This is a genomic window from Janthinobacterium sp. HH102 (assembly GCF_001758625.2).
Taxonomy (GTDB): Bacteria; Pseudomonadota; Gammaproteobacteria; order Burkholderiales; family Burkholderiaceae_D; genus Janthinobacterium.
The window spans coordinates 4,228,839-4,253,396 of the sequence record NZ_CP062062.1 but is presented as its reverse complement, the minus strand read 5'-3'; the positions used below and the strand labels follow the sequence as shown (position 1 = coordinate 4,253,396).

At 62.3% G+C, this 24,558-nt stretch carries 19 protein-coding genes; 18 read left to right on the top strand and 1 reads right to left on the bottom strand.

The window, feature by feature from the left end; translation table 11 throughout:
- Positions 1-13: 13 nt before the first annotated feature.
- From prpB to JAB4_RS19295, 7 genes are all read left to right on the top strand, one after another.
- A complete protein-coding gene (prpB, locus tag JAB4_RS19325) occupies positions 14-901 on the top strand; it encodes a methylisocitrate lyase (protein ID WP_070220951.1) in 888 nt (295 codons plus the stop codon).
- Between the two features lie 78 nt (positions 902-979).
- Positions 980-2,134, top strand: coding sequence for a 2-methylcitrate synthase (prpC, locus tag JAB4_RS19320; RefSeq protein WP_070220950.1), 1,155 nt, complete (start codon positions 980-982; stop codon positions 2,132-2,134).
- 11 nt (positions 2,135-2,145) lie between these two features.
- Complete coding sequence (gene acnD / locus JAB4_RS19315; protein ID WP_070220949.1) at positions 2,146-4,740, top strand: Fe/S-dependent 2-methylisocitrate dehydratase AcnD; 2,595 nt, start codon at positions 2,146-2,148, stop codon at positions 4,738-4,740.
- Positions 4,741-4,860: 120 nt separating this feature from the next.
- A complete protein-coding gene (gene prpF, locus JAB4_RS19310; RefSeq protein WP_070220948.1) occupies positions 4,861-6,060 on the top strand; it encodes a 2-methylaconitate cis-trans isomerase PrpF in 1,200 nt (399 codons plus the stop codon).
- A 144-nt stretch (positions 6,061-6,204) separates the two neighbouring features.
- Positions 6,205-7,749 carry an MBOAT family protein gene (locus JAB4_RS19305; protein WP_070220947.1) on the top strand — a complete coding sequence of 515 codons (1,545 nt, stop codon included), beginning with the start codon at positions 6,205-6,207 and terminating at the stop codon, positions 7,747-7,749.
- A 12-nt stretch (positions 7,750-7,761) separates the two neighbouring features.
- Positions 7,762-8,988 (top strand): hypothetical protein, encoded by a 1,227-nt coding sequence (locus tag JAB4_RS19300; RefSeq protein WP_070220946.1) that lies wholly within the window; start codon positions 7,762-7,764, stop codon positions 8,986-8,988.
- A gap of 15 nt (positions 8,989-9,003) precedes the next feature.
- Entirely contained in the window at positions 9,004-10,944 is a 1,941-nt protein-coding gene (locus JAB4_RS19295) for a propionate--CoA ligase (RefSeq protein ID WP_343216231.1), read from the top strand.
- Positions 10,945-10,979: 35 nt separating this feature from the next.
- Here JAB4_RS19295 and JAB4_RS19290 read toward each other — a convergent pair whose 3' ends face one another.
- On the bottom strand, positions 10,980-11,693 hold the full coding sequence (locus tag JAB4_RS19290) for a S24 family peptidase (RefSeq protein ID WP_070220944.1): 714 nt from the start codon (positions 11,691-11,693) through the stop codon (positions 10,980-10,982).
- Between the two features lie 149 nt (positions 11,694-11,842).
- Here JAB4_RS19290 and JAB4_RS19285 point away from each other — a divergent pair, with 149 nt between their 5' ends.
- The 11 genes from JAB4_RS19285 to JAB4_RS19235 all read left to right on the top strand — a co-directional run bounded on the left by JAB4_RS19285 (position 11,843) and on the right by JAB4_RS19235 (position 24,539).
- Complete coding sequence (locus JAB4_RS19285) at positions 11,843-12,256, top strand: FeoC-like transcriptional regulator (RefSeq protein WP_086142938.1); 414 nt, start codon at positions 11,843-11,845, stop codon at positions 12,254-12,256.
- Positions 12,257-12,281: 25 nt separating this feature from the next.
- Entirely contained in the window at positions 12,282-12,824 is a 543-nt protein-coding gene (locus JAB4_RS19280) for a zinc finger-like domain-containing protein (protein ID WP_034783962.1), read from the top strand.
- 334 nt (positions 12,825-13,158) lie between these two features.
- Positions 13,159-14,364 (top strand): phage tail tube protein, encoded by a 1,206-nt coding sequence (locus JAB4_RS19275; protein WP_070220940.1) that lies wholly within the window; start codon positions 13,159-13,161, stop codon positions 14,362-14,364.
- A 73-nt stretch (positions 14,365-14,437) separates the two neighbouring features.
- A complete protein-coding gene (locus JAB4_RS19270) occupies positions 14,438-14,881 on the top strand; it encodes a hypothetical protein (protein ID WP_070220938.1) in 444 nt (147 codons plus the stop codon).
- A 104-nt stretch (positions 14,882-14,985) separates the two neighbouring features.
- The gene (locus JAB4_RS19265) at positions 14,986-15,225 is read left to right on the top strand and encodes a hypothetical protein (protein ID WP_070220936.1); all 240 of its coding nucleotides are present in this window, start codon (positions 14,986-14,988) and stop codon (positions 15,223-15,225) included.
- A 52-nt stretch (positions 15,226-15,277) separates the two neighbouring features.
- A complete protein-coding gene (locus tag JAB4_RS19260; protein ID WP_139143775.1) occupies positions 15,278-18,544 on the top strand; it encodes a hypothetical protein in 3,267 nt (1,088 codons plus the stop codon).
- Positions 18,541-20,010: a hypothetical protein gene (locus JAB4_RS19255; RefSeq protein ID WP_070220932.1), complete on the top strand. Its 1,470-nt coding sequence runs from the start codon at positions 18,541-18,543 to the stop codon at positions 20,008-20,010. The genes JAB4_RS19260 and JAB4_RS19255 overlap by 4 nt, the downstream gene beginning before the upstream one ends.
- On the top strand, positions 20,007-21,488 hold the full coding sequence (locus JAB4_RS19250) for a hypothetical protein (RefSeq protein ID WP_139143776.1): 1,482 nt from the start codon (positions 20,007-20,009) through the stop codon (positions 21,486-21,488). Before JAB4_RS19255 ends, JAB4_RS19250 begins: the two co-directional genes overlap by 4 nt.
- Positions 21,488-21,976 carry a DUF4376 domain-containing protein gene (locus JAB4_RS19245; RefSeq protein ID WP_070220928.1) on the top strand — a complete coding sequence of 163 codons (489 nt, stop codon included), beginning with the start codon at positions 21,488-21,490 and terminating at the stop codon, positions 21,974-21,976. The genes JAB4_RS19250 and JAB4_RS19245 overlap by 1 nt, the downstream gene beginning before the upstream one ends.
- Positions 21,973-22,803 (top strand): hypothetical protein, encoded by an 831-nt coding sequence (locus JAB4_RS19240; protein ID WP_070220926.1) that lies wholly within the window; start codon positions 21,973-21,975, stop codon positions 22,801-22,803. Before JAB4_RS19245 ends, JAB4_RS19240 begins: the two co-directional genes overlap by 4 nt.
- Positions 22,803-24,539 (top strand): tail fiber domain-containing protein, encoded by a 1,737-nt coding sequence (locus tag JAB4_RS19235; protein ID WP_070220924.1) that lies wholly within the window; start codon positions 22,803-22,805, stop codon positions 24,537-24,539. The genes JAB4_RS19240 and JAB4_RS19235 overlap by 1 nt, the downstream gene beginning before the upstream one ends.
- The last annotated feature ends 19 nt before the right edge of the window (positions 24,540-24,558 follow it).

The following is a 24,558-nucleotide window of genomic DNA, read 5'->3' as shown; positions in this document are numbered from 1 at the left end:
ATAAGGTGAACACATGACTCAATACTCCGCAGGTGCCGCATTCCGCAAGGCCGTCCAGGAAGAATCCCCGTTGCAAGTCGTCGGCGCCATCAACGCCAACCACGCCTTGCTGGCCAAGCGCGCCGGCTATAAGGCCATCTACCTGTCCGGCGGCGGCGTCGCGGCCGGCTCGCTGGGCTTGCCCGATCTGGGCATTTCCAGCCTGGACGACGTGCTGACCGACATCCGCCGCATCACCGACGTGTGCGATCTGCCGCTGCTGGTCGACGCCGACACGGGCTTCGGCGCCTCAGCCTTCAACGTGGCGCGCACGGTGAAATCGATGATCAAGTTCGGCGCGGCCGGCCTGCACATCGAAGACCAGGTGGGCGCCAAGCGCTGCGGTCACCGTCCGGGCAAGGAAATCGTCAGCAAGGAAGAGATGGTCGACCGCATCAAAGCGGCCGTCGATGCGCGCACGGACCCGAATTTCGTCATCATGGCGCGTACCGATGCGCTGGCCGTCGATGGCCTGGAAGCGGCACTGGAGCGCGCCGTCGCCTGCGTCGAAGCGGGCGCCGACATGATCTTCCCGGAAGCCATCACGGACCTGGACATGTACGCCACGTTCGCCAAGGCCGTCAACGTGCCGATCCTGGCCAACATCACGGAATTCGGTTCCACGCCGCTGTTCACGCTGGACGAGCTGCGCAGCGCCCACGTGGGCCTGGCCCTGTACCCGTTGTCGGCCTTCCGCGCCATGAACAAGGCGGCGGAAAACGTCTACCAGGCGCTGCGCCGCGACGGTACGCAAAAGAACGTCGTCGACACCATGCAGACGCGCATGGAACTGTATGAATCGATCAACTACCATGATTTCGAGCAAAAACTCGACGCGCTGTTCGCCGCGCAAAAGAAATAAGCAGAAATAAGCAAAAAGCAGGGACCGCATGCCGGTCCCGCAGTGACGCACCCGAGACTATTCAATCTGGAGAACACAATGACCGCACCGCAAGCCGCCACTTTCAAGCCTAAAAAATCCGTCGCCCTGTCCGGCGTCACCGCCGGCAACACGGCGCTGTGCTCGGTCGGCAAGACCGGCAACGATTTGCATTACCGCGGCTACGACATCCTGGACGTGGCCGACAGCTGCGAGTTCGAGGAAATCGCCTATTTGCTGGTGCACGGCAAGCTGCCGACCTTGGCGGAACTGAAAGGCTACAAGGCCAAGCTGAAGTCCTTGCGCGGCTTGCCGTCGGCAGTGAAAGCGGCGCTGGAAGCGCTGCCGGCCGCCGCCCACCCGATGGACGTGATGCGCACGGGCGTGTCCGTGCTCGGCTGCACCCTGCCGGAAAAGGACGACCATAACGCGCCGGGCGCGCGCGACATCGCCGACCGCCTGATGGCGTCGTTTGGCTCCATGCTGCTGTACTGGTACCACTACAGCCATAACGGCAAGCGCATCGAAGTGGAAACGGACGACGACTCGATCGGCGGCCACTTCCTGCACCTGCTGCATGGCGAAAAACCGTCGGCGTCGTGGGAAAAAGCCATGCACACGTCGCTGATCCTGTACGCGGAACACGAATTCAATGCCTCGACCTTCACCAGCCGCGTCATCGCCGGCACGGGTTCGGACATTCACTCGGCCATCACGGGCGCCATCGGCGCACTGCGCGGCCCGAAACACGGCGGCGCCAACGAAGTGGCGCTGGACATCCAGAAGCGTTACGACAACGCCGACGAAGCGGAAGCGGATATCCGCGAGCGCGTCGCCAACAAGGAAGTGGTGATCGGCTTCGGCCACCCCGTCTACACGATTTCGGACCCGCGCAATAAAGTCATCAAGGAAGTGGCCCGTTCGCTGTCGCAGGAAGCGGGGTCGACCAAGATGTTCGACATCGCCGAGCGCCTGGAATCGGTCATGTGGGAAATCAAGAACATGTTCCCGAACCTGGACTGGTTCTCGGCCGTGTCCTACCACATGATGGGCGTGCCGACGGCGATGTTCACGCCGCTGTTCGTCATCTCGCGCACCTCGGGCTGGGCCGCCCACATCATCGAGCAGCGCATCGACAACAAGATCATCCGCCCGAGTGCCAATTACGTCGGCCCGGAAGACCTGGAATTCGTGCCAATCAAGGACCGCAAATAATGAGTACCCCCATGAATACCCTGTACCGTAAATCCTTGCCGGGTACCCAGCTAGATTACTTCGACACGCGCGCCGCCGTCGATGCAATCGCCCCAGGCGCCTATGCCACCTTGCCCTACACCTCGCGCGTGCTGGCCGAAAACCTCGTGCGCCGCTGCGACCCGGCTACCCTGAACGCTTCGCTGAGCCAGTTCATCGAGCGCCGCCGTGACCTCGATTTTCCATGGTTCCCCGCGCGCGTCGTCTGCCATGACATCCTGGGCCAGACGGCCCTGGTGGACCTGGCCGGCCTGCGCGATGCCATCGCGGCCCAGGGCGGCGACCCGGCCCTGGTCAATCCGGTGGTTCCCACGCAGCTGGTGGTCGACCATTCGCTGGCCGTCGAATGCGGCGGTTTCGACCCCGACGCCTTCGCCAAGAACCGGGCCATCGAAGACCGCCGCAATGAAGACCGTTTCGATTTCATCGACTGGACCAAGAAGGCCTTTAAAAACGTTGACGTGATCCCGCCCGGTAACGGCATCCTGCACCAGATTAACCTCGAGCGCATGTCGCCCGTGATCCAGGTGCAAAATGGCGTGGCCTACCCGGATACGCTGGTGGGTACGGATTCGCATACGCCGATGGTCGATGCGCTGGGCGTGATCGCCATCGGCGTGGGCGGCCTGGAAGCGGAAAGCGTGATGCTGGGCCGCGCCTCGTGGATGCGACTGCCCGACATCATCGGCGTCAAGCTGACGGGTAAACCACAGCCGGGCATCACGGCGACCGACACGGTGCTGGCGCTGACGGAATTTTTGCGCAAGCAGAAGGTCGTCTCGTCCTACCTGGAATTCTTCGGCGAAGGCGCATCGCACCTGACCCTGGGCGACCGCGCCACGATTTCCAACATGGCGCCGGAATTCGGTGCCACGGCCGCCATGTTCTACATCGACGCGCAAACCATCAAGTACCTGAAGCTGACGGGCCGCGACGACGAACTGGTCAAACTGGTGGAGCTGTACGCCAAGGAGACTGGCTTGTGGGCAGACAGCCTGGTGGACGCGCAGTACGAGCGCGTCTTGAGCTTCGACCTGTCGTCCGTCGTGCGCAATATCGCCGGGCCGTCGAATCCGCACAACCGCGTGCCGACGTCGGAACTGGCCGCGCGCGGGATTTCCGGCGTGGTGGAAAACGAACCGGGCAAGATGCCGGACGGCGCCGTGATCATCGCCGCCATCACCAGCTGCACCAATACGAACAACCCGCGCAACATGATCGCGGCCGGTCTGATCGCGCGCAATGCGAACCACCTGGGCCTCACGCGCAAGCCGTGGGTCAAATCGTCGCTGGCGCCCGGCTCGAAAACCGTGGAGCTGTACTTGCAGGAAGCGGGCCTGATGCCGGAGCTCGAAGCATTGGGCTTCGGCGTGGTCGCTTTCGCCTGCACCTCGTGCAACGGCATGTCGGGCGCGCTCGACCCCGTCATCCAGGACGAAGTGGTGTCGCGCGACCTGTACGCCACGGCCGTCCTGTCGGGCAACCGCAACTTCGACGGCCGCATCCACCCGTACGCGAAACAGGCTTTCCTCGCCTCGCCGCCGCTGGTGGTGGCCTACGCGATTGCCGGCACCATCCGCTTCGACATCGAAAAGGATGTGCTGGGCCATGACGCGGACGGCAAACCGATTCTGTTGAAAGATATCTGGCCGTCGGACGAGGAAATCGACGCCATCGTCGCGTCCAGCGTCAAGCCGGAGCAGTTCCGCAAGGTGTATATCCCGATGTTTGCCGCGCAGGCGGATGACGGCATCAAGGTCAGCCCGCTGTACGACTGGCGTCCGCAGACGACGTACATCCGCCGGCCGCCATACTGGGAAGGCGCGCTGGCCGGCGCACGCCCCTTGAAAGGCATGCGTCCGCTGGCCGTCCTGGGCGACAACATCACCACCGACCACCTGTCGCCATCGAACGCCATCATGCTCGATAGCGCGGCCGGCGAATACCTGGCGAAGATGGGTTTACCCGAGGAAGACTTCAATTCCTACGCCACGCACCGGGGCGACCATCTGACGGCGCAGCGCGCCACGTTCGCCAATCCGACCTTGAAGAACGAGATGGTCATCGAGGACGGCAAAGTGAAGGCCGGTTCGCTCACGCGCATCGAGCCGGAAGGAAAAATCTCGCGCATGTGGGAAGCCATCGAGGTGTACATGGAGCGCAAGCAACCCCTGATCATCATCGCCGGCGCCGACTATGGCCAGGGTTCCTCGCGCGACTGGGCCGCCAAGGGCGTGCGCCTGGCCGGCGTGGAAGCCATCGTGGCCGAAGGTTTTGAACGCATCCACCGCACCAACCTGGTGGGCATGGGCGTCTTGCCGCTGGAATTCCTGCCTGGCGTGAACCGCAAGACCCTGGGCCTGGACGGCAGCGAAACCTACGACGTCGTGGGCGAGCGCACGCCGCGCTCCACCTTGACCCTCGTCATCCACCGCAAGAACGGCGACAAGGTCGAAGTGCCCGTCACCTGCCGCCTCGATACGGCGGAAGAGGTGTCGATCTACGAGGCGGGCGGCGTGCTGCAGCGATTTGCCCAGGATTTCCTCGAATCTTCGAAAGCCGCGTAACGGCAGGTCGGATTAGCGCTTGCGCGTAATCCGACGCTGTCTGCCAAAACGCGCCAACAATGTGTCGGATGACGCGCGGCGATGCCCCGCTGATCCGACCTACCTCTTCCAGGAAAATTCATGATCCACGTACCCCAAATCAAGATCCCCGCCACCTACATGCGCGGCGGCACCAGCAAGGGCGTGTTCTTCCGTCTGCAGGATTTGCCCGCCAGCGCGCAAGTGCCGGGCGCGGCGCGCGACGCCTTGCTGCTGCGCGTGATCGGCAGTCCCGACCCTTACGGCAAGCAGATCGACGGCATGGGCGGCGCCACGTCGAGCACCAGCAAGACGGTGATTCTGGCGAAAAGCACGATGCCGGAGCACGACGTCGACTACCTGTTCGGCCAGGTCTCGATCGACAAGCCTTTTGTCGACTGGAGCGGCAACTGCGGCAACCTGTCGGCCGCCGTCGGCTCGTTCGCCATTGCCAGCGGCCTGGTGGACGCGGCCCGCGTGCCTGCCGATGGCATCGCCACGGTGCGCATCTGGCAAGCCAATATTGGCAAGACCATCATCGCCCACGTGCCCATGACGCAGGGCGAAGTCCAGGAAACGGGCGACTTCGAACTCGATGGCGTGACCTTCCCGGCCGCCGAAGTGAAGCTGGAATTCCTCGACCCGGCCGCGGACGAGGAGGGCGGCGATGGTGGCAGCTCGGCCATGTTTCCTACTGGCAATCTCGTCGATGACCTCGACGTGCCCGGCATCGGCGTGTTGAAAGTCACGATGATCAACGCCGGCATCCCGACGATTTTCGTCGATGCGGACGCCATCGGCTACACGGGCACGGAACTGCAGGACGCCGTCAATGGCGATCCGGCCGCGCTGGCCCGCTTCGAGACCATCCGCGCGCATGGCGCGCTGCGCATGGGTTTGATTTCCCATCTTGATGAAGCGGCGAAGCGCCAGCACACGCCGAAGGTGGCCTTTGTCGCCAAACCGGCCGGCTATGTGTCGTCGAGCGGAAAAAAGGTGGAGGCGGGCGACATCGACCTGCTCGTGCGCGCTCTGTCCATGGGCAAGCTGCACCACGCCATGATGGGCACGGCGGCAGTTGCCATCGGCACGGCGGCGGCTATTCCCGGCACCCTGGTCAACCTGGCGGCCCGCGGCGGAGCCCGCAACTCGGTGCGCTTCGGCCACCCGTCCGGCACCCTGACGGTGGGCGCGCAAGCGCAGCAGGTCGATGGCCAATGGCGCGTCACCAAGGCCATCATGAGCCGCAGCGCGCGCGTGCTGATGGAAGGCAGCGTGCGCATTCCCGGCGACGCGTTTTAAGGCCAGGTAGGCCGATGCGCAGGCAGATCAGTTGATATTTCTGCTAGCAAAGAAACGGAGCGACAAGGAAAATGGGGGAGCGTCAGCCGCGATGCGTGCAGCGCAGACGCTGGCGACCTCCCACACTTCCCGACGGGTGAACTGATGTTATTTAACTCTTACGTCTTCCTGTTCGCGTATCTGCCCATCACGGTGGCCGGTTTTTTCATCCTGGGACGGCGCAGCGAATTATGGGCTGCCGCCTGGCTGGCGTCGTCGTCGCTGTTCTTCTACGCGTACTGGGATTACCGCTACCTGCCGCTGTTGCTGGGCTCCGTCGTCTTTAACTATGGCTGCGCGGCCTGGCTGGCGACCAGCCCCCGGCCGCGCAAGAAATGGATACTGGCTGCCGCCATTGCCGCCATTGCCGCCAACCTCGGCTTGCTTGCCTACTATAAATACGCGGGATTTTTCGTTGCCAGCCTGGCGCAATTGCTGGCGCAGCCAATTCCCGCTTTGCACGTGATTCTGCCGATTGGCATCTCGTTTTTCACGTTTACGCAGATCGCCTTCCTGGTCGACACCTGCAAGGGCAAGGCGCAGGAAAGCCGCTTCGTCCACTATCTGCTGTTCGTCACGTATTTCCCGCATCTGATTGCCGGTCCTGTCTTGCATCACAAGGAAATGATGCCGCAATTCGCCGACCGGCGTACCTTCCGCCTGTCGGCCAGCAATATCGCCATCGGCAGCACGATTTTTTTCATCGGCCTGGCCAAGAAGGTGCTGATTGCCGACAATATCGGCGCCTATTCGGCGCCCTTGTTCAGTGATCCCGCCGCGCCATCCTTGCTGATCGCCTGGGCTGGCGTGCTCGCGTATGCCTTCCAGCTGTACTTCGATTTCTCCGGCTATTCCGACATGGCCATCGGCTTGTCGAGACTATTTGGCGTGCGGCTGCCGCTGAATTTTGCTTCGCCCTATAAAGCGCGCAATGTCGCGCAATTCTGGCGCCGCTGGCACATGACCCTGTCGCGCTTCCTGCGCGACTACCTGTATATCCCGCTGGGCGGCAACCGCTGCGGGCCCGTGCGGCGCTACCTGAACCTGATGATCACCATGGTGCTGGGCGGCCTGTGGCATGGCGCCGGCTGGAATTTCATCGTCTGGGGCGCGCTGCATGGCGCTTACCTGGCGATCCACAAGGCCTGGAGCACGGTGACGCGCAAGCTGCACCTGCCGTCCGGTACGCGCGTTGGCAACATCCTGGCGACGGCCCTTACTTTCATTGCCGTCTGCGTCGCCTGGGTCTTCTTTCGCGCACCCGACATGGCAACCGCCCTGACAATCATCCAAGGCATGGCGGGCGGCTTTGGCCTGGATTTGCCCGATGCGCTGGCGCCCCATTTGCTGCCGCTTCAGCCTGTGCTGGCCGCCATGGGCATGGGCTATTACCTGGGCGGCGGCACGGTGTTCATTGAAAGCTGGACGTGGATAGCGGTGGCAGCGCTGATTACTTTTTCCATGCCGAATACGCAGCAGATCATGCGCCACTTTGATCCGGCGCTGGATTTTCCTGCCGGTGGGCGACACCTGCGCGCCTGGCTCACCTGGCGCGCCTCGCCTGCGTGGGCGACCGCCATCGCCGTGCTCGCGCTGGCGAGCATGCTGGCCCTGAACCGGCCCGCTGAATTCCTGTATTTTCAATTCTAGAAAGGGCGCATCATGACGGCATCCCCTTTCAAATCCTATCTGGCCGTACTGGCGCTGGTGCTGGCGGGGGGCGCCGTGCTGGCGGGCGCCTTCGTTTTCGTTGTCGACCCTTATGGCCTGTATGGCGTCGTCCGGCGCGATAATTTCAATGCCGTCAAGCCGGGCCTGAGCCGCTACCAGAACCAGATCAAGCAGGAACATGCGCTGCGCAGGCAGCCGCGCTTCATCATCCTCGGCAATTCGCGCGCGGAGATCGGCTTCGATCCGCGCGCCAGCGCCTTGTCGGCGCTGGGCGCCGGCTACAATCTGGCGATTCCGGGCACGGGCCTGGCGACATCCGCCAGCCAGTTTGCGCAACTGCGCCAGGCCGGCGTCCGGCCACGCACGGTCATCGTGGGCATGGAATTCATCGATTTTCTCAATCCCGCCGTCGCACCGTCCGCACGTGCTGCGTCAGCGGCCGCCGCGCCGGCGCATGGCCGCGCGTTCTGGCGCTTCGATGCGCTCTTTTCGCTGGCCTCCGTCAAGGATGCCGTGCACACGCTGCGCATTCAGCACGACGATGAGGCGGCCACCTTGTCGGCCGATGGCTTCAATCCCTTGCTGGAGTACGGCGCCCATGCGCGCCGGGATGGCTACCACAAGATGTTCACGCAGCGGGCGCAGGAAAGCGCCGCCAGCTTGCGCCGCAAATCGACGCGGAGCCTTGCCACCGAAGACTTTCGATTGCTGCGCACCTTTTTGCTGGCGATGGCGGCCACCGAGGCCGATATCAAGCTGGTGATCTATCCGTATCACGCGCAAATGCTGGCCATGTTCGAGGCTGCCGGGCTGTGGCCCCTGTTCGAAGTATGGAAAGCACAGCTGGTGCGGGAAATTGGCGCGGTCAAGGCGCGCTACCCGGATGCGCATATTTCCCTCACGGATTTCAGCGGCTATGGCGCATACAACTGCGAGCCGATACCCGCCGCCAATGAGCGCGGCACTGCCACGCGCTGGTACTGGGAGGCCGGACATTTCAAGAAGGCGCTGGGCGATATCGTATTGCAGCGCGTGATGTCGCCGCAGGATGTTGCGCCTGGCGATGGGCAGTTTGGCATGCCGCTCGATGACGCCAGCCTCGAGCAAAACCGCGCGCGGATCGCGCAGGAACGCAACAGTTGCGCGGCGGCGCAGCCGGCATTGTTTTCAAGGCAGCTGCTCGCCACACAGCATGGCCACACTGGAGGAAGCAGATGAACAGATAAGCAGAACATGCACGAACAAAAAAACACAGATTGCACGCATACCGGAGGAGACATGAATTTCGCAGCATTTTATCAACGCTCGATCGACACGCCTGACGTTTTCTGGCGCGAGGAAGCGGAAAAGATCGACTGGAACACCCCGTTTTCGCAGATCCTCGATTATTCCCGCCCGCCGTTCGCCAAATGGTTCGTCGGCGGCACCACGAATTTGTGCCACAACGCCGTCGACCGCTGGGTGGACCGCCAGGGCGATGCCGCCGCGCTGATCGCCATTTCCACCGAAACGAACACGGAGCGCAGCTACAGCTTTCGCGAGCTGCAGCGCGAAGTGGAGCGCTGCGCCGCCATATTGCAGTCGCTGGGCGTGGTCAAGGGCGACCGCGTGTTGATCTACATGCCGATGATCGCCGAGGCGGCGTTTGCCATGCTCGCGTGCGCGCGCATCGGCGCCGTGCATTCCGTGGTGTTCGGCGGCTTTGCCGCCAACAGCCTGGCCAGCCGCATCGACGATGCGCAGCCAAAATTGGTGTTTTCCGCCGATGCCGGTTCGCGCAATGGCAAGGCGATTGCCTACAAGCCGCTGCTCGACGAAGCCATCCGCATCGCCGCGCACAAGCCGCAGCATGTGCTGCTGGTCGACCGCCATCTGGTGCCGATGGAACGGACGCCTGGCCGCGACGTCGATTACGCGGCCCTGCGCGAACGGCACCTGGACGCGCAGGTGCCAGTCGCCTGGCTCGAATCGAACGAGCCGTCGTACGTGCTGTATACCTCGGGCACGACGGGCAAACCGAAGGGCGTGCAGCGCGACGTGGGCGGCTATGCGGTGGCGCTGGCGTCGTCGATGCAGTACAACTTCTGCGGCAAGCCCGGCGAAACCTTCTTTGCCACCTCGGATATCGGCTGGGTAGTGGGACACTCCTACATCGTCTACGGCCCGCTGATCGCCGGCATGGCCACCATCCTGTACGAGGGCTTGCCCATCTGTCCCGATGCGGGCATCTGGTGGAGCATCGTTGAAAAATACAAGGTCACGCGCATGTTCTCTGCGCCGACGGCTATCCGCGTGCTGCGCAAGCACCCGGTGGAACTGATGCGCAAATACGATTTGTCTTCCCTGAAGGCCCTGTACCTGGCAGGCGAGCCGCTCGATGAAACCACCTCGCAGTGGATCGCCGACGAACTGAAGGTGGACATCATCGACAATTACTGGCAGACGGAGACGGGCTGGCCCATCCTCTCGGTGGCCAAGGGCATTGCCGACACGCCGACGCGCCTGGGCAGCCCCGGCCAGGCCATGTACGGCTACCGCGTCAAGCTGCTCAACGAGGCGACGGGCGAGGAGTGCGGCGCCAACGAGAAGGGCGTGCTGGTGCTGGAAGGCCCGCTGCCGCCCGGCTGCATGCAGACGGTCTACGGCGACGACTCTCGTTTCGTCGACACCTACTGGTCCACCTTCAGCGGTCGTCAAGTGTATTCGACCTTCGACTGGGGCGTGCGCGACGCGGACGGCTATTACTTCATTCTGGGCCGCACGGACGACGTGATCAACGTGGCCGGCCACCGCCTGGGCACGCGCGAAATCGAGGAAAGCATCACCAGCCATCCGAACGTGTCGGAAGTGGCGGTGGTGGGCGTGGAAGACAAGCTCAAAGGCCAGGTGGCGATGGCCTTCGTGATCCTCAAGGACCCGCAGGGTTTTGACAGCGTCGAGGCGAAAACAGCGCTGGAACGCGAAGTGATGGCCGTGGTCGACCGCCAGCTGGGCGCCGTGGCGCGGCCCGCGCGCGTGCTGTTCGTGGCGCAGCTGCCGAAGACGCGCTCGGGCAAGCTGCTGCGCCGTTCGATCCAGGCCATCTGCGAAGGACGCAGTCCGGGGGACCTGACGTCGATGGACGATCCGGCATCGCTGCAGCAGATCCAGGCAGCATTGGCGTCAGCGCCATGATGGGAACGAAGTTTATCAATCGATAAACTTCGTTCTCAGATCCGGTCGCTTTCCTTGCGCACAACCCTGCCGACGATCAGGCATTCATTGCCGCGGCACAGCTTGCGGTGGTATTTGCGCTGGTCGGGGTTGTCCGACGTCAGCCACCATTCGCCGATGTCGCGCGCCATGCGCTTGACCACCGGTTCGCCTTCGTAATTGATGGCAAACACGATGCCGTCGGCCGGCCGGTTGTCGGCCGTATTGATGATCACCACATCGTCCTCGTACAGGGCCGGCTCCATGCTCTCGCCCTTGACCTTGATCGCCACCAGTTTTTCAGGGTGGTAGCCATTGCGCTCGACCCAGCTGCGCGGCACGCTGATGGTGCTGCCGTCGTGCGTTTCCGGTTCGATGGCAAAGCCCGTGATGCCGGCCGACAGGCGCAGCTTCACCTTGCGGATCGGGTAGAAGCGTTCATCTTCGCCATCTTCCACGACCACGGGCTGCACGCCGGCCAGCGCGCGCGCGGCCATGGCCGCCTGGTCGGGCGCCGCGCCCTGGTCGAAGTACATGCTGTCCAGCTGCAGATCCGCTTCCAGCTTGCGCGCGATCTTTTCGCTGAACGCGCGTCCCTCGCGGTAGGTGGGCGAGAGGATTTGCGAGATGCGCGCCTCGCTCCAGCCGCTGACGTCGGAAATTTTCTTGCGCGTGTTGTCGTAGTGCTCGCGGATCAGGGCCAGCAGGCGGTCGCGTCTGTATTGATACATATTCATCTCCACATTAAACCTGAAATTTACCGTTTGATAAATTACCAAATGCTTGACTTTAACATTAGCGATTGATAAAGTCCACTCGTTGCCTGTCGCAAACGCACTACAGCGTTTGCCGGTTGGCGACACCACGGGAGGTCAGGCAGATGTTGAACAGCAGTCAGTCGGTTGAAAGCAGGGCGGTGCCGCGGCAGGGGCGCCAGTTACAGGGACGCAGCAAGAAGTCGCAGCTGCATATCGCCCGCATCGCGCAGTACATCCGCGAGCAGGGCCAGGCCAGCGCGGCGCAGTTGTCCGCCTTGCTGGGACTCGACGCGGGCACCATGAGCCGCTATTTGCGCCACATGTGCGGCATGGGGCAGATTCATCTGGCGCAGCGCCATTGCACGGAGCCGGGACGCCAGCGGCCCGCCCTGTACGCGCTGGGCGAGCAGGACGACGAGGTCGACGGCTGGGCCGAACTGCCGCCGCAGGTGCGCCGTACGGCCAGCTGGCCACGCGGTGCGGCGCGCCGCGATCCGCTGGTGGCGGCCCTGTTCGGGCCGGCGCGGGAAAACTAAGACAAGAATCAACGAGGAGAAAATCATGGGGTTTGCAGAAAAATTCATCGCATCGCTGTCGTCGCAGAACCTGCGCGACGATGCCGTCCACCACGACCTGGACGTGATCGCGGCCGCGGCGCTGGCCGGCGACATGGGCGCCTTGCTGTGCCGCGTCAAATACGCGGACGGCACCGTCAGCCGCCTGTTCGAGGGCAATGCCGGCAACCTGGCGCAGCTGCTGCGCGCCTGGACGGCGGCCGTGACGCAGAAGGGCCGCGCACGGCGCTGGGTCAAGGCGCAGACGGCCTGGGATGCGCAGGCCGCCAATACCTTGTACCGCCGCGTGGCCGAAGCGTCGCTCGCGCATTGGCTCGACAGCAAGTGCAAGGTTTGCCACGGCACGGGCGTCGTCGCCGCCATGCAGGCCGGCGCGCCGGTCGTCTGCAAGGCGTGCCACGGCGCCGGCGAAGCGGCCATCAGCTGCTCCGGCGGTTTCGAGCTCGAACGCATCAAGGACATGGTCAGCGAGCTGGAAGGCATCTTCCAGTCGCACGGCGCCCGCGCCATGCGCCGCCTGGGGCACTGAAAAGTTTTTTTGCAATATGCCTGGCGCTGAAAAAAACGCCCCTACAATAGAGTCTCGATCACGCAGCAACAGAAACACCGGCAACACCGCAGGACCACATGCTTCTCCACTCGTAATAGACGCGCCTCTGGCGCGACACCGATAGGGGAAATCAGCGCAGCGAACGGCCTTCATGGCCCCTTCGCCCAACATCCATCCGGCATGGCCCCATGCCATCCGGACGCCAGCCCGCCGCCTCACCGCGTGCGGGCTTTTTATTTTCCCGATACTTGGCAGTTCCCCCCTCAAGACCACAGCTGTGGTCTTTTTTTTCATCCCACGAAAGGTATTACTTATGGCATCGACAGCAAACGGCATCGACAGCTTGATCGTTATCAGCAAACAAAGTGCCGAAGGCAGCAAGGCCGCCGCCGGCGGCGGCCAGATTTATCCCCGCGTCACGGCCACCTTCGACACGGAAGCGGACAAATATGCGAGCGCCGAAATCGACGCCAGCCAGCAGCAGGGCGATACCCGCCTGGGCAATTTCCGCACCACGGGCGCCATCAAGGCCGAAGCGGCGTGCGGCACCTACGCACCGCTGATGGCAGCGCTGCTGCGCCGCGACTTCACGGCCGGCGGCGTCGCTGCCGCGCAAACCACTATCGCCGCTGCCGCCTCCGGCCTGACGCGCAGCGCCGGTTCCTGGCTGGCGGAAGGTTTCCGCGCCGGCAGCGTGGTGCGCATCACCGGCATGACGGCGCCGGCCGCCGCCAACAATGCAAAGAACTTCTTCGTCACGTCGGTGACGGCGACCAACCTGAATGGCCAGTTCATGGACGGTTCGGCCATGATCGTCAAGGCGGCCGGCGACTCGGTCGGCGTGGCGGCCGTGGGCAAGCGCAGCTTCACCCCCTTGAGCGGCCACACCACCGACTGGTTCACGGCCGAAGTGCAGGACCCGAAGATCGGTGTACACCGCAGCTTCGTCGATCAGCTGGTCAGCAAGATGGATATCGCCGTGCAGCCGAACGGCATCACCAGCCTGGACTTCACCCTGATGGGCAAGGCGGAAGGCCCGACCACGGCCGTGCCGTACTTCCCCACGCCGCTGGCCGCGCCGGGCACCGGCAAGTTCTCGGGCGCCACGGCGATGCTGTCCGTGAACGGCATCCCGTCGCAGATCTGCACCGGCATGTCCGTCTCGCTCGACGGCCAGGTCAAGGTCGACCCGGTGATCGGCTCGAAGTACGCCACGGCCGCCTCGCGCGGCAAGGTCATGGGCTCGGGCCAGTTCACGGTGCTGCTGCAGGACGCCACCTATCTCGACTACTTCAAGTCCGAGACGGAAATCCCGCTGGCCTACGCCATGGCGTCGGGCACGGCGCCAACCGCCGACGTGCTGGCGCTGGCCATGGGCCGCATCAAGATCACCTCGGCCAAGATCGACGACGGCGAGAAAAACAAAATCGTCACCTGCGCCTTCGACGTCCTGCGCTACAAGGGCGCCGATGCGCAGCATGAAGCGACCACCTTGAGCATCCAGGACAGCGCGCTGTAAGCGGCTGACGCTTGATCCGGGGCCGCCGTGATGGCGGCCTTTTACTTTTTACTTCATACAGAAAGCAGCACACATGAACAACGCACAAAAAATCCAGGCAGGTTTCGACATCGGCAATATCCATGCGGCTGCCACGCCCGTCACGTTCGACGTGCCCGTCATCTTCGACGCGGACGGCGAAGCGGTGGCCGGCCTGACCATCGTCGGCAAGAACAGCGAGCAATACCGCCTGGCCAACAACGCCGTGCGCGCCGAAGGCTACAAGAAATCGGCGCGCCGCAAGACGGCCATCGACGCCTCCACCGACGAAGGCGCGGAACTGCTGGTGCAAGCCATCGACGGCAACCAGAAACGCCTGGCGCTGGCCGTGGTCACGGGCTGGTACGGTTTTACCAGCAACGGCGCACCGGTACCCCTCGATCCGGCGCTGCTGGAAGCGGCCTTTGAAAAATACCCGACCTGGCAGGAAAAGGTCACCACGGCGCTGGAAAACGAGTCGAATTTTTTGAAACTCTGACGGCCAGCCTGCTGCGCTACGCCGGGCACCAGTTCGAGCGCGGCGCGCGGGCGGCCGATGGCCATGCCAAGGGGGAGCATATCGATGCGGCCCGGCGCCATCCATTGTTCCGCGCGCCGCCCGAGGAAGCTGCGTCGCCCGTGCCGTTCGAGCTGGCCCACGTGTGGGAATGGTTCGCGCAATTGAACCGCAAGCGGCAGAACGGCATGGCCGTCAATCCCATCGCCAGCACGGAAATCCTCGCCTGGCAGGCGCGCCACGGCATCGCCATCGAGCCGTTCGAGCACCAGCTGCTGGACCAGCTCGACGCGCTGTTCCTGTCGCACCAGCATGCGGCGGGCTGACCCGCATTTTTCAACCCGGCCGCCATGCGCGGCTTTTTTTTATGGGCCAAACATGCCAGAGATAACAGAATTAAAACTTGTCATTGACTTGACGAAGGCGACCGACACCGCTCAGGTACTGAAAGCAATTAGCGAGGCCAGCCTGGCTGCGGCCGAGGGCATGAAGGCGGCCAATACAGAGGCGGAATCGTCGGCGCTGTTACTGCGCGCCCTGGCGGAGCAGGCACGCGCCGCCACCGCCGCCTCGAAGGCCCTGGGTGCAGTGAATGCCAGCGAGGAAAAATCGCTGGTCGATGCCTTCAATGTGGTAAGTGGCCTGGGCAATGCCTATTCGCGGCTGGCTGCTTTCCGCGCCAAAGGTAGCCCTGCCACAGCCGGCGCGGGTGCCAAATATGGTGCGTTTGCATTGGAAGAACAGCGCCAGGACAAGCTGGACACCGCCGGTAAAGTGGCGGCCGATGCGAAGGCAAAAGCGGCACCGGCGGCGCCCACGCGTAAGTATAGCGAGGCCGAGTGGAAGGAGGCGGGGGAGTTTGCCAAGACGTTTGCTGAAAAACTGGAGACGGCGTTTGGCAAGGTCGGCGGCACCATCGGCAAGATGACGACGGCCTTGCTGGGCTTCCGTAAGGCACAGGACGATATCGATTTTACCTTTGTCAAGGAGATGGGCGAAGCAAAGACCGACAAAGACAAGGACAAGGCACAAGATAAAAAACACATGTCGACGGTCAGGCAGTACCGCGAAATGGCCACGGCGGCAAAAGGCTTTTTCAAGGAACATTCGACTGGCTATGAAGTCATGGAAAAGGTGGAAAAGGGTTTTCGCGCCTATGAATTTGCCATGAATGCCAAGTCGCTGTTTGAAAAGCTGACGAATATCACCCTGGTGACAACGGCGAAAACTGCGGCGACGACGGCCGAGATTACCAGTACTGCGGCCTCTGTTGGTCCAGTAGCTGCCGCAGAAGCTGCCAAGTCCAGCGCTTATGGCACGTCGGCTCTCGCCGCGTCGTTGGCTGCGCCATTTCCCGCCAATATCGGTGCATTTGCGATGGTGGCTGGCATGCTGCTGGCAATTGGGGTCGCTGTTTCCGGTGGTGGCGGTGCCGATACTACGGCCAGGGACCGGCAGGCGGCCACCGGTACTGGTACGGTATTGGGGGACTCCACCGCGAAAAGTAATTCGATTGCGAATTCACTGGAAATCATGGAGAAAAACTCCGGCCTGGGGCTGGCGTATTCCGCCTCGATGGCCTATTCGCTGCGCCAGGTGGCGACAGGCATTGGTGGCTTGGGCGGGCTGTTGGTGCGCAATTCCGGCGTAACTGGCGTTATGGCCGCTGATAACAAGGGCAGCGCGGCGGCATTTGGTTCTTCCGCGCTTGCCGTTGCAATCACTGGCGGCGTCATTGGACTTACACTCGATAAGCTGACGGGTGGGCTGGTAGGAAAAATCACTGGCGGCATCCTTGGTTCCATCTTCGGTGGTAAAACGACGACGATTGACACAGGACTAATGTTGAACAAAGCTTCGCTTGACAGCATTCAGGCGGGTGGCGTATCAGCCAGTCAGTACACGGATACCAAAACGTCGGGAGGCTGGTTTTCCCGTGACAAGAAACGTACGGCCTTGAGTGGCCTTGATCGCGAAGCGAACGACCAGTTCAGTAAAGTTATTCTCGGCCTGTCCGACACCGTCAAGGCTGCGGCCGGCGTGCTTGGGATGGACGGTGATGCATTCAATGCGCGGTTGAAGTCCTTCGTGGTCGATATGGGAAAGATATCGCTGAAAGACCTGAAGGGCGATGAGATTCAGAAAGCGCTGGAAGCCGCATTCTCCAAGCTGGGCGATGATATGGCCAAGTTTGGCGTTGGTGGCCTGGAGCAGTACCAGAAGGTCGGCGAGGGTTATCTGGAAACCTTGGCGCGCGTTGCGAATGACTACATGCAGGTGACGGATGTGCTGGCCGTGTTGGGCAAGTCGTTCAACAGCTCCGGTCTTGCCGCCGTGGCCCTGAGCGAAAGCCTGATAAACGCGGCTGGCGATCTCGATACCCTGACCAGCGGCACCAGCTTCTTCGTGCAGAACTTCCTGAGCGAAGCCGAGCAGATGGATCCCATCACCAAATCGGTGCGCAGCGCGATGGCGGCGATGGGACAGTCCGGCGTGACGACGAGCGAGCAATTCAAGGCGCTGGTGCTGGCACAGGACTTGAACACGGCCGCCGGCCAGAACATGTATGTGCAGCTGCTTGCCATCGCCGAGCCGTTCAAAAAGGCGGCCGACTATGCGGCAGACCTCAGCGCCGCCACCGGCGAGCTCGCCGAAGTGAGCAAGACAGCCAGCGACATCGCCAGCGAGCGCAAGGATATGCAGCAGCAGTTGAACGAATTGACGAAGACGGAAGCGCAGTTGCTGGCGGCTCAACGCAGCAGCGTTGCCGAAGTCAATCGCGGGCTGTTCGACCAGATCCAGGCCGTCAAGGCGGTGACCAGCGCGAAGGATGCGCTGGCCAAGGCCTACGAGACGGAATCTACGGCGGCCAAGTCGGCGCTGGAGAAGTCGAAATCGTGGGTGACGACTTTGAACGGGCTCAATTCCAGCATGGCGCTGGGCGCCCAGTCGACGCTGACGCCGGAGCAGAAGTACGCCGAGGCGCGGGCGCAGTTCGAGAAGACACTGGCGGCCGCGAATGCGGGCGACACGACGGCGCAATCGGGTTTGTCTGCCGCCGAACAGGCGTTTTTGACGGCATCGCAAGTGGTCAATGCGTCCGACGCCCGCTATGCGGCGGACTATGCCCGTGTGGTGGAAGCGAACAAGGAAGCATTGAAATGGGCAGCCGCGCAGGTCGACGTGCAGCAGGCCAGCCTCGATGCGCTCAATGCCCAGGTATCGGGCTTGATCACCATTAACGACAGCGTGCTGACGGTGGCGCAGGCCATTGCCGGCCTGCGGGCGGCGATGGGCGGTGCGGCGGATCTGGGTGTGCAACTCGGTAATCCTCCCGTCATCGCCGCGCTGGCAGCGATGACTTCCCCTGTTGCAGCGGCAGTCTTCGACCCCGTGCGCTACTCGTCGGCGGCGAACGTCGGCTCCGACGTCCTGGTCGCCGAAATCCGCGGCCTGCGCGAAGACAACCAGGCCATGCGCGTGGAGCTGGAAGGCTTGCGCGCCGACCAGCGGGCGCAAACGGGCGCCACCATCCAGGCCACCTTTGAATCGAACGCGAATGCCGCCAGGACGGTGGTCGATGGCGTGGATAAATCGTCCCGGGCATCCGCCTGGGCCAATGCGGTGAAAGGAGAATATGCATGACCGATGCGCAATTTCAGAAATGGCTGCAAAGCCCGTCGGCCATCCGCATGGTGCTGATCGAGGCGCAAGTGAATATGGCCGGCAGCGAAGTGACGCGGTATATCGCTTCGCGGCCCTACGTGACCGGCCCGCAGGAGGTGCCGGAAAATACTGCGTACCTGCCGCTGGCCAAGGGCGGCCTGGCCTTCACGGAACAGGTCAGCCTGTCCGGCGAGGCGGGGCTGTCGGGCGGCGATATCGAACTCGATAACGCCGACGGGGCTCTCGATGGCTGGCTGGATGACGTCTGGATGAACCGGCCGATCAAGGCCTGGGCCGGCGATCCTTCCTGGCCACGGGCCGACTTCCAGCTGGTCTTCGACGGCATCATCGCCGACGTGGCCAGTGCGGGGCGCGAGTCGGTCAACCTGGTGCTGCGCGACAAGCTGCAGCGCCTGAATACGCCGATCTCCGAAACCAAGCTGGGCGGTACGACGCCCAACAAGGACGCCATCCTGCCGATACCGTTTGGCGAGTGTCACAACGTGGCGCCCTTGCTGATCAATCCCGCCACCCTGGAATATGGTTTTCTCGGCGCGGTCGAATCGACGTTCGAGGTGCGCACGAACGGCAAGCCGATTGCCGTGGGCTTGAATGACCAGACGGGGCGCTTCAAGCTGACGACTGACCCGTTTTCCACCACGATCACGGCCAGCGTGCAGGGCGACAAGGGCGGCGGTTATGCGCCGCGCATCGCGCCGCTGGTGCAGCGCATCGCCACGGCCTACGGCAAGGCGGCCGACCGTTTTACCGTGGCGGACCTGGATATGGACAACCTGGCTGCCTTCGATGCGGCCCACCCGCAGCCGGTGGGGCTGTATGTTGCGGACCGCACGAACCAGGCGCAGGCCATCCAGCAGCTGGCGGCGAGCGTGGGCGCGCAAGCGCTGATGTCGCGCACCGGCCAGCTGCGCCTGGTGCAGATCGCATTGCCGGCCGCCGGCGTGCCGGTGGCGATCGGTCTGGAGCAGATGCGCGAACGCTCGCTGCGTCCCGCTCAGCGTTTGCCCGTGACGGCGGCCGTGAAGATCGGTTTCGACCGCAACTACACGCTGCAGGCCGGCCTGATGACCAGCATTCCGCCCGCGCATGCGGATTTGTATGCCACGGAATGGCTGACCGAAACGGTGGTCGATGAAGCCGTGCGCACACGTTACCGCCTTTCCGACGACCCGGCGCAGATCGATACCTGCCTCAAGACGCGGGCCGACGCCCGCGCGGAAGCGCAACGGCGCCTGGCCTTGAACAAGGTGCCGCGGACCATTTACGAATTCGATGGAGAACCCGAAATGATGATGCTGGAACTGGGGCAGCCCGTACAACTGCGCGCCGAGCGCTTTGGCTTGCAGGATGGCGTGCCGGGCGTGGTGGTGCTGCTGTCGCGCTTCTGGCTGACGGGCCGGGTGACGGTGGGGGTGCTCGTATGAGCGCGATTGTGGGGGAGCGTGACAGGTTGATCATGAGTACCGTGCCGCGCTTCGCACCGGCCAACGACCGCGTGCTGCTGCTGGCGGCGACTGCACAGGCGTTCAAGGTGGCCGCCACGACTATTGCCGCTCCTGCCAGCATCGATTTCACGGCTGGCCTGGTGAACATGCAGGGCCAGGTGGCGTTCACCGCCAGCAATGCCAGCGTGCTGACGCGCGTCGGCAACGTGGCCAGCCTGGCGTATGCCGGCATGGTGGGCGACAGCGTGACGATCACGGCGACCATTGTGGCTGACGGTCTGACCTACACGGCCAGCCAGACGGTGAGCAAGATTTTCGACGGCGTGACAGGCAATTCTGCTCGCGTTGCCTACAGCAAGACTACGCTGCTGTCGCTGGCCAGCGCCCCGGCGACGCTCAGTACGCAGGGCGATGCCTCTTTCCCGCCAATTGACACCTGGGGCGCAGGCACGGTGTGGGAAGGTTCGCCGCCGCTGTTTGGCGCAGGTGAATCGCTGTACCGGTCCGATGGTATTTTCAATCCGGCCAGCGGCACGACCAAGTGGGCGGCGCCGTATCTGAATGCGCTGAAGGTGGGGCAGTTGAGTGCGATTTCCGCCGATCTCGGCAAAGTTACTGCCGGCGATATTTACAGCGCGACGCTGCACGGCGGTAGTGGTTATCCCAACAATGCCTATGCATGGCCAAGCAATGGCGGTAGCGGTTTTCATCTGAGCGAGAGTGGATTGCTGTTTGGCAATCCGGGCCTGGGAAAGTATGTGCAGATCGATGCGGCAGGCAATATCTATGCGCCTGGCTTTTCCATCATTAATGGCCGCGCCGTTTTCAGCGGCAATCTGGACAGTGTCGATGGGAGCTTCACCGGTGAGTTAAAAGCGGCGAAGGGCAGCTTTGCCGGTGTGTTGGATGCAGCCAAAGGAAAATTTTCCGGTGAGCTGGACGCTGTGAAAGGTACATTCTCTGGCGATCTTTCATCTGCACGTGTGTCTGTTGGCACTGCCTCCGCTGCAACGGCATTTTTCGAACCCGGTTATCCATCGATTTCCCTGCAATCGTCCGCATCCGGAGTATTTGTTGAAGCTTCGTCGCTCAATTCTGCTGCCGTATTTACGAATCTGGAAGTGCTGTTCAAGCACAACGCTCCAGGGTGGCCTGCCGCGCTCCGTATCCGCTCTGGCAGAGTCTTTTTTTCAATCGTTTGCACGGCGGTGGTCGACGATCAACTGAGCATCTGGTATCGCATCAATAGCGGGAACTGGCTCTGGTTGAGCGGAGTCCAGGAGCGGCAGGATGGCGATGCTCCTGCCGCAACGGTCTACGGACTTACCTTGGATATCAACGTGGGTGACACCGTGCAGTTCGGTGTTTCCGGCACCAATGCATACCTTACCGCTGCGAATATGGGCAAGCTTTATGTTAAACAATGTCAGGCGATTGTGATCGCAAGGAATTTTTAATGGGAACAATAATTATTAACAGTGACGGCACTCAAACAAACGAGCGCACAGGAAAAACGATACCGCCCCAGCCCAGCGAATATCACGAATATGATGTGGCGGCAGACATGTGGATAGATGCAAGAACGCTGGATGGCGTCAAAGCGCGCACTTGGGATCGCATCAAGGCGGCACGCTGTATGGCTGAAGCTGCGGATTTCGCGTGCGATGGCGTCGTGTACCAGGCAGACAAGGATCGCATAGTTGGTGCGACGCAGCTGGCCCTGATGGCGCAGGCTGCCGGCCGGCCATACAGCATTGACTGGACCTTATCAAATAACACCCACCTGACGCTCGATGCTGCCGGCATGATCGCCGTTGGCGCAGCTCTGGGGGCGCAAGTTGCCGAGGCATTCGCCATTGGCCTTCACTTGCGCCAGCAGATCGCGGCAGCGAATTCCTTTGAAGAACTTGAGGCCATTGTTTGGCCAGCGCGGAGTGACGTATGAACAACTTGCGCATCATCCATGACAACGCCGGCGACCGGGCGGTGCTGACCGCGTCCAGCCAGGCTGGCGCGCTGGGGCCGGCCAACCTGCAGCACGAGGGCAAGTATGACGTGCTGCGTTCGCTCGGCCAGGCCTTGACCATTACGGCCACCTGGCCCACGCCCGAGATCATCGGCGGCGTGGTTCTGCCATTTTGCAACCTGACGCCGACGGCGACGATTCGCGTGCGCGGCTACGTCGAGCCAGGGGATGCCGTACCCGATTTCGATATCGGCACCGTGCCGGCATGCGAGTACGCGCGACTGGGCATGTGGAACTGGGGGGCGCTGCCCCTCGGTGTGAATGCATTCAGCTACGGAGGTGGCACGTATGGCCGCAGCTGGTTCCAGATGCGCAGCGTCAAAAAACTGGTGATCGACCTGGTCGATCCCGACAACCCTGCCGGCTACATTGAGGCTGCGCGCCTGGTGGCCGGCGCCTGGTGGAGCCCCGAGCAGAACGCATCTTACGGCGCCGGCGTCACGCCAGGCGATACCAGCAGCCAGTACCGCAATGGCGCCGGCGAGCAGAAAGTCGAGCGCGGTGCGTTGTACCGAAAACTGTCGATTTCTCTCGACCACATGACGCCAATGGATCGAGCCGAGCTGTGGCGCATCGTGCGCGGGAATGGTCTGTCGCATCCGCTATTTGTCAGCCTGTTTCCGGACAGCGACGACGTCGAGCTCGAGCAGACTCACCAGGTGTATGGGCGCCTGGCCAACTTGGCCGCCATCACCACGCCATCTTTCCAGGCATATACCACTACCATTGAAGTCGAGGAGCTGTAATGACTGATGCTTTTAAATACGGCCAGCAGGATCTGATCTATCAGCTGAACCAGTTGGCCAAGGCGAAGGATATTGTCGATATCCCGCAGAATTCCGCGGCGGCGGCCGCGAGCGCTGCTGCTTCGGCGGCTGCAGCCGCTGCGGCGGCAGAGTCGGATGGTACTGCTGCCATCGCTGCCTCAAAGGCGGAGGCAGCGCTCAAATCGCTTGAAGTGCGCTATCTTGGCGCCAAGGCGCTTCCGCCGGACGTTGACAATAATGGCGGTGCGCTGCTGGCCGGCGCGACCTACTGGGACACGGTGCTGAACGGCGGCTGCCTGCGCGTATTCCAGGCTGGCGCCTGGGTGACGATTCCGACGAACGTGGCGTCGCAAGTTGCAAGCACGCCGGCGGGTGGCATCGTTGCGACAAACGTGCAGGCGGCTCTGGCCGAATTGGATACCAAAAAAGCGGTGCGCGCGACAACGCTGGCTGGCTATGGCATTACTGACGCCCTGCCGAGCTCATATGTGCCGACCTGGGGCAGCATTACTGGTAAACCACAGTTTGCGGCGGTGGCCACGTCAGGCAGCAAAAACGATGTGGGCCTGAGTAAAGTGGACAATACAGCCGACGCGAATAAACCGATCAGCCTTTTGCAGCAGGAAGCGCTGGACCTCAAGGCAAATGCAGCGTCCCTGGATAAAGTGAGCAATACATCTGATGCTAACAAACCCGTGAGTATTCTCCAGCAGGAGGCAATGAATTTACTGGCTCCGAAGTCCAACCCTTCATTCACAGGACCAGTGCGGTCGACTGTCGGGTACCTGATCGGTGCCAGCGGGTATGGCCTGTACTCGCCTGTAGCAGGCACACTGTCAATGATTACAAATTCGGTTGAGCGATTCCGTGTAGCGGATACCGGGGTGATGACGTTCAGCAATTTAGTTTCAGTAGCGATGAATTCTCCTACGTTGACGGTAACATCCGGGGGGTCAACTGAAATTATCTCCCAGGGACAAAACGGATACGGCGTTTTCTCTGCGAAGGCCTCGGGCCTGAATCCCTCAATATGGGATTCGTATAACGCCAATGGCCTGTGTGGGCGGATGTTATGCAATAACAGTGCCGTGGATTCTACGTTCGCATTTCAGTTGCGAAAAGGTGGCGTGTTAAGCGATATCGTCGCCATTAATCCGCAACAGTTGTACCCAACGTCAGATAGCGTGTTGTCCCTTGGCGCGCCCGCATCCAGATACACCACCGTATATGCCGTTACAGGCGCCATCAATACCTCGGACGCCAGGATGAAGACACCTATCCGCCCAATGACAGACGCTGAGATCAGTGCGGCGGAGACCATCGCTGAAAGTGTCGGCACTTACAAGTGGTTGGAGTCGATCCAGGCCAAAGGGGCGGATGCTCGCCGGCACGTCGGCGGCACGGTCCAGGGCATCATTGCCATCATGGAGCAGCATGGACTCGATCCGTTCGAATACGGATTCATCTGTTTCGACCAGTGGGAGGAGGAGCTGGGTTATCGGCCGGCCGTGCCCCCTCAGCCTGCTTTTACCGATGCCGATGGGAATGTCGTTGTTCCTGCAGCTGAGGCCGTGGAGGCAACGCAAGTGGTCATCAGGGAGGCAGGTAGTCTGTATTCCCTGCGCAACGATCAGCTCAATCTGTTTATCGCCCGTGGCCTCGTGGCTCGTATCTCCAGAACAGAGGCGCGCCTTGCTGCGCTCGAGGCGTCCTAGTCCATATCATTCATCGTCA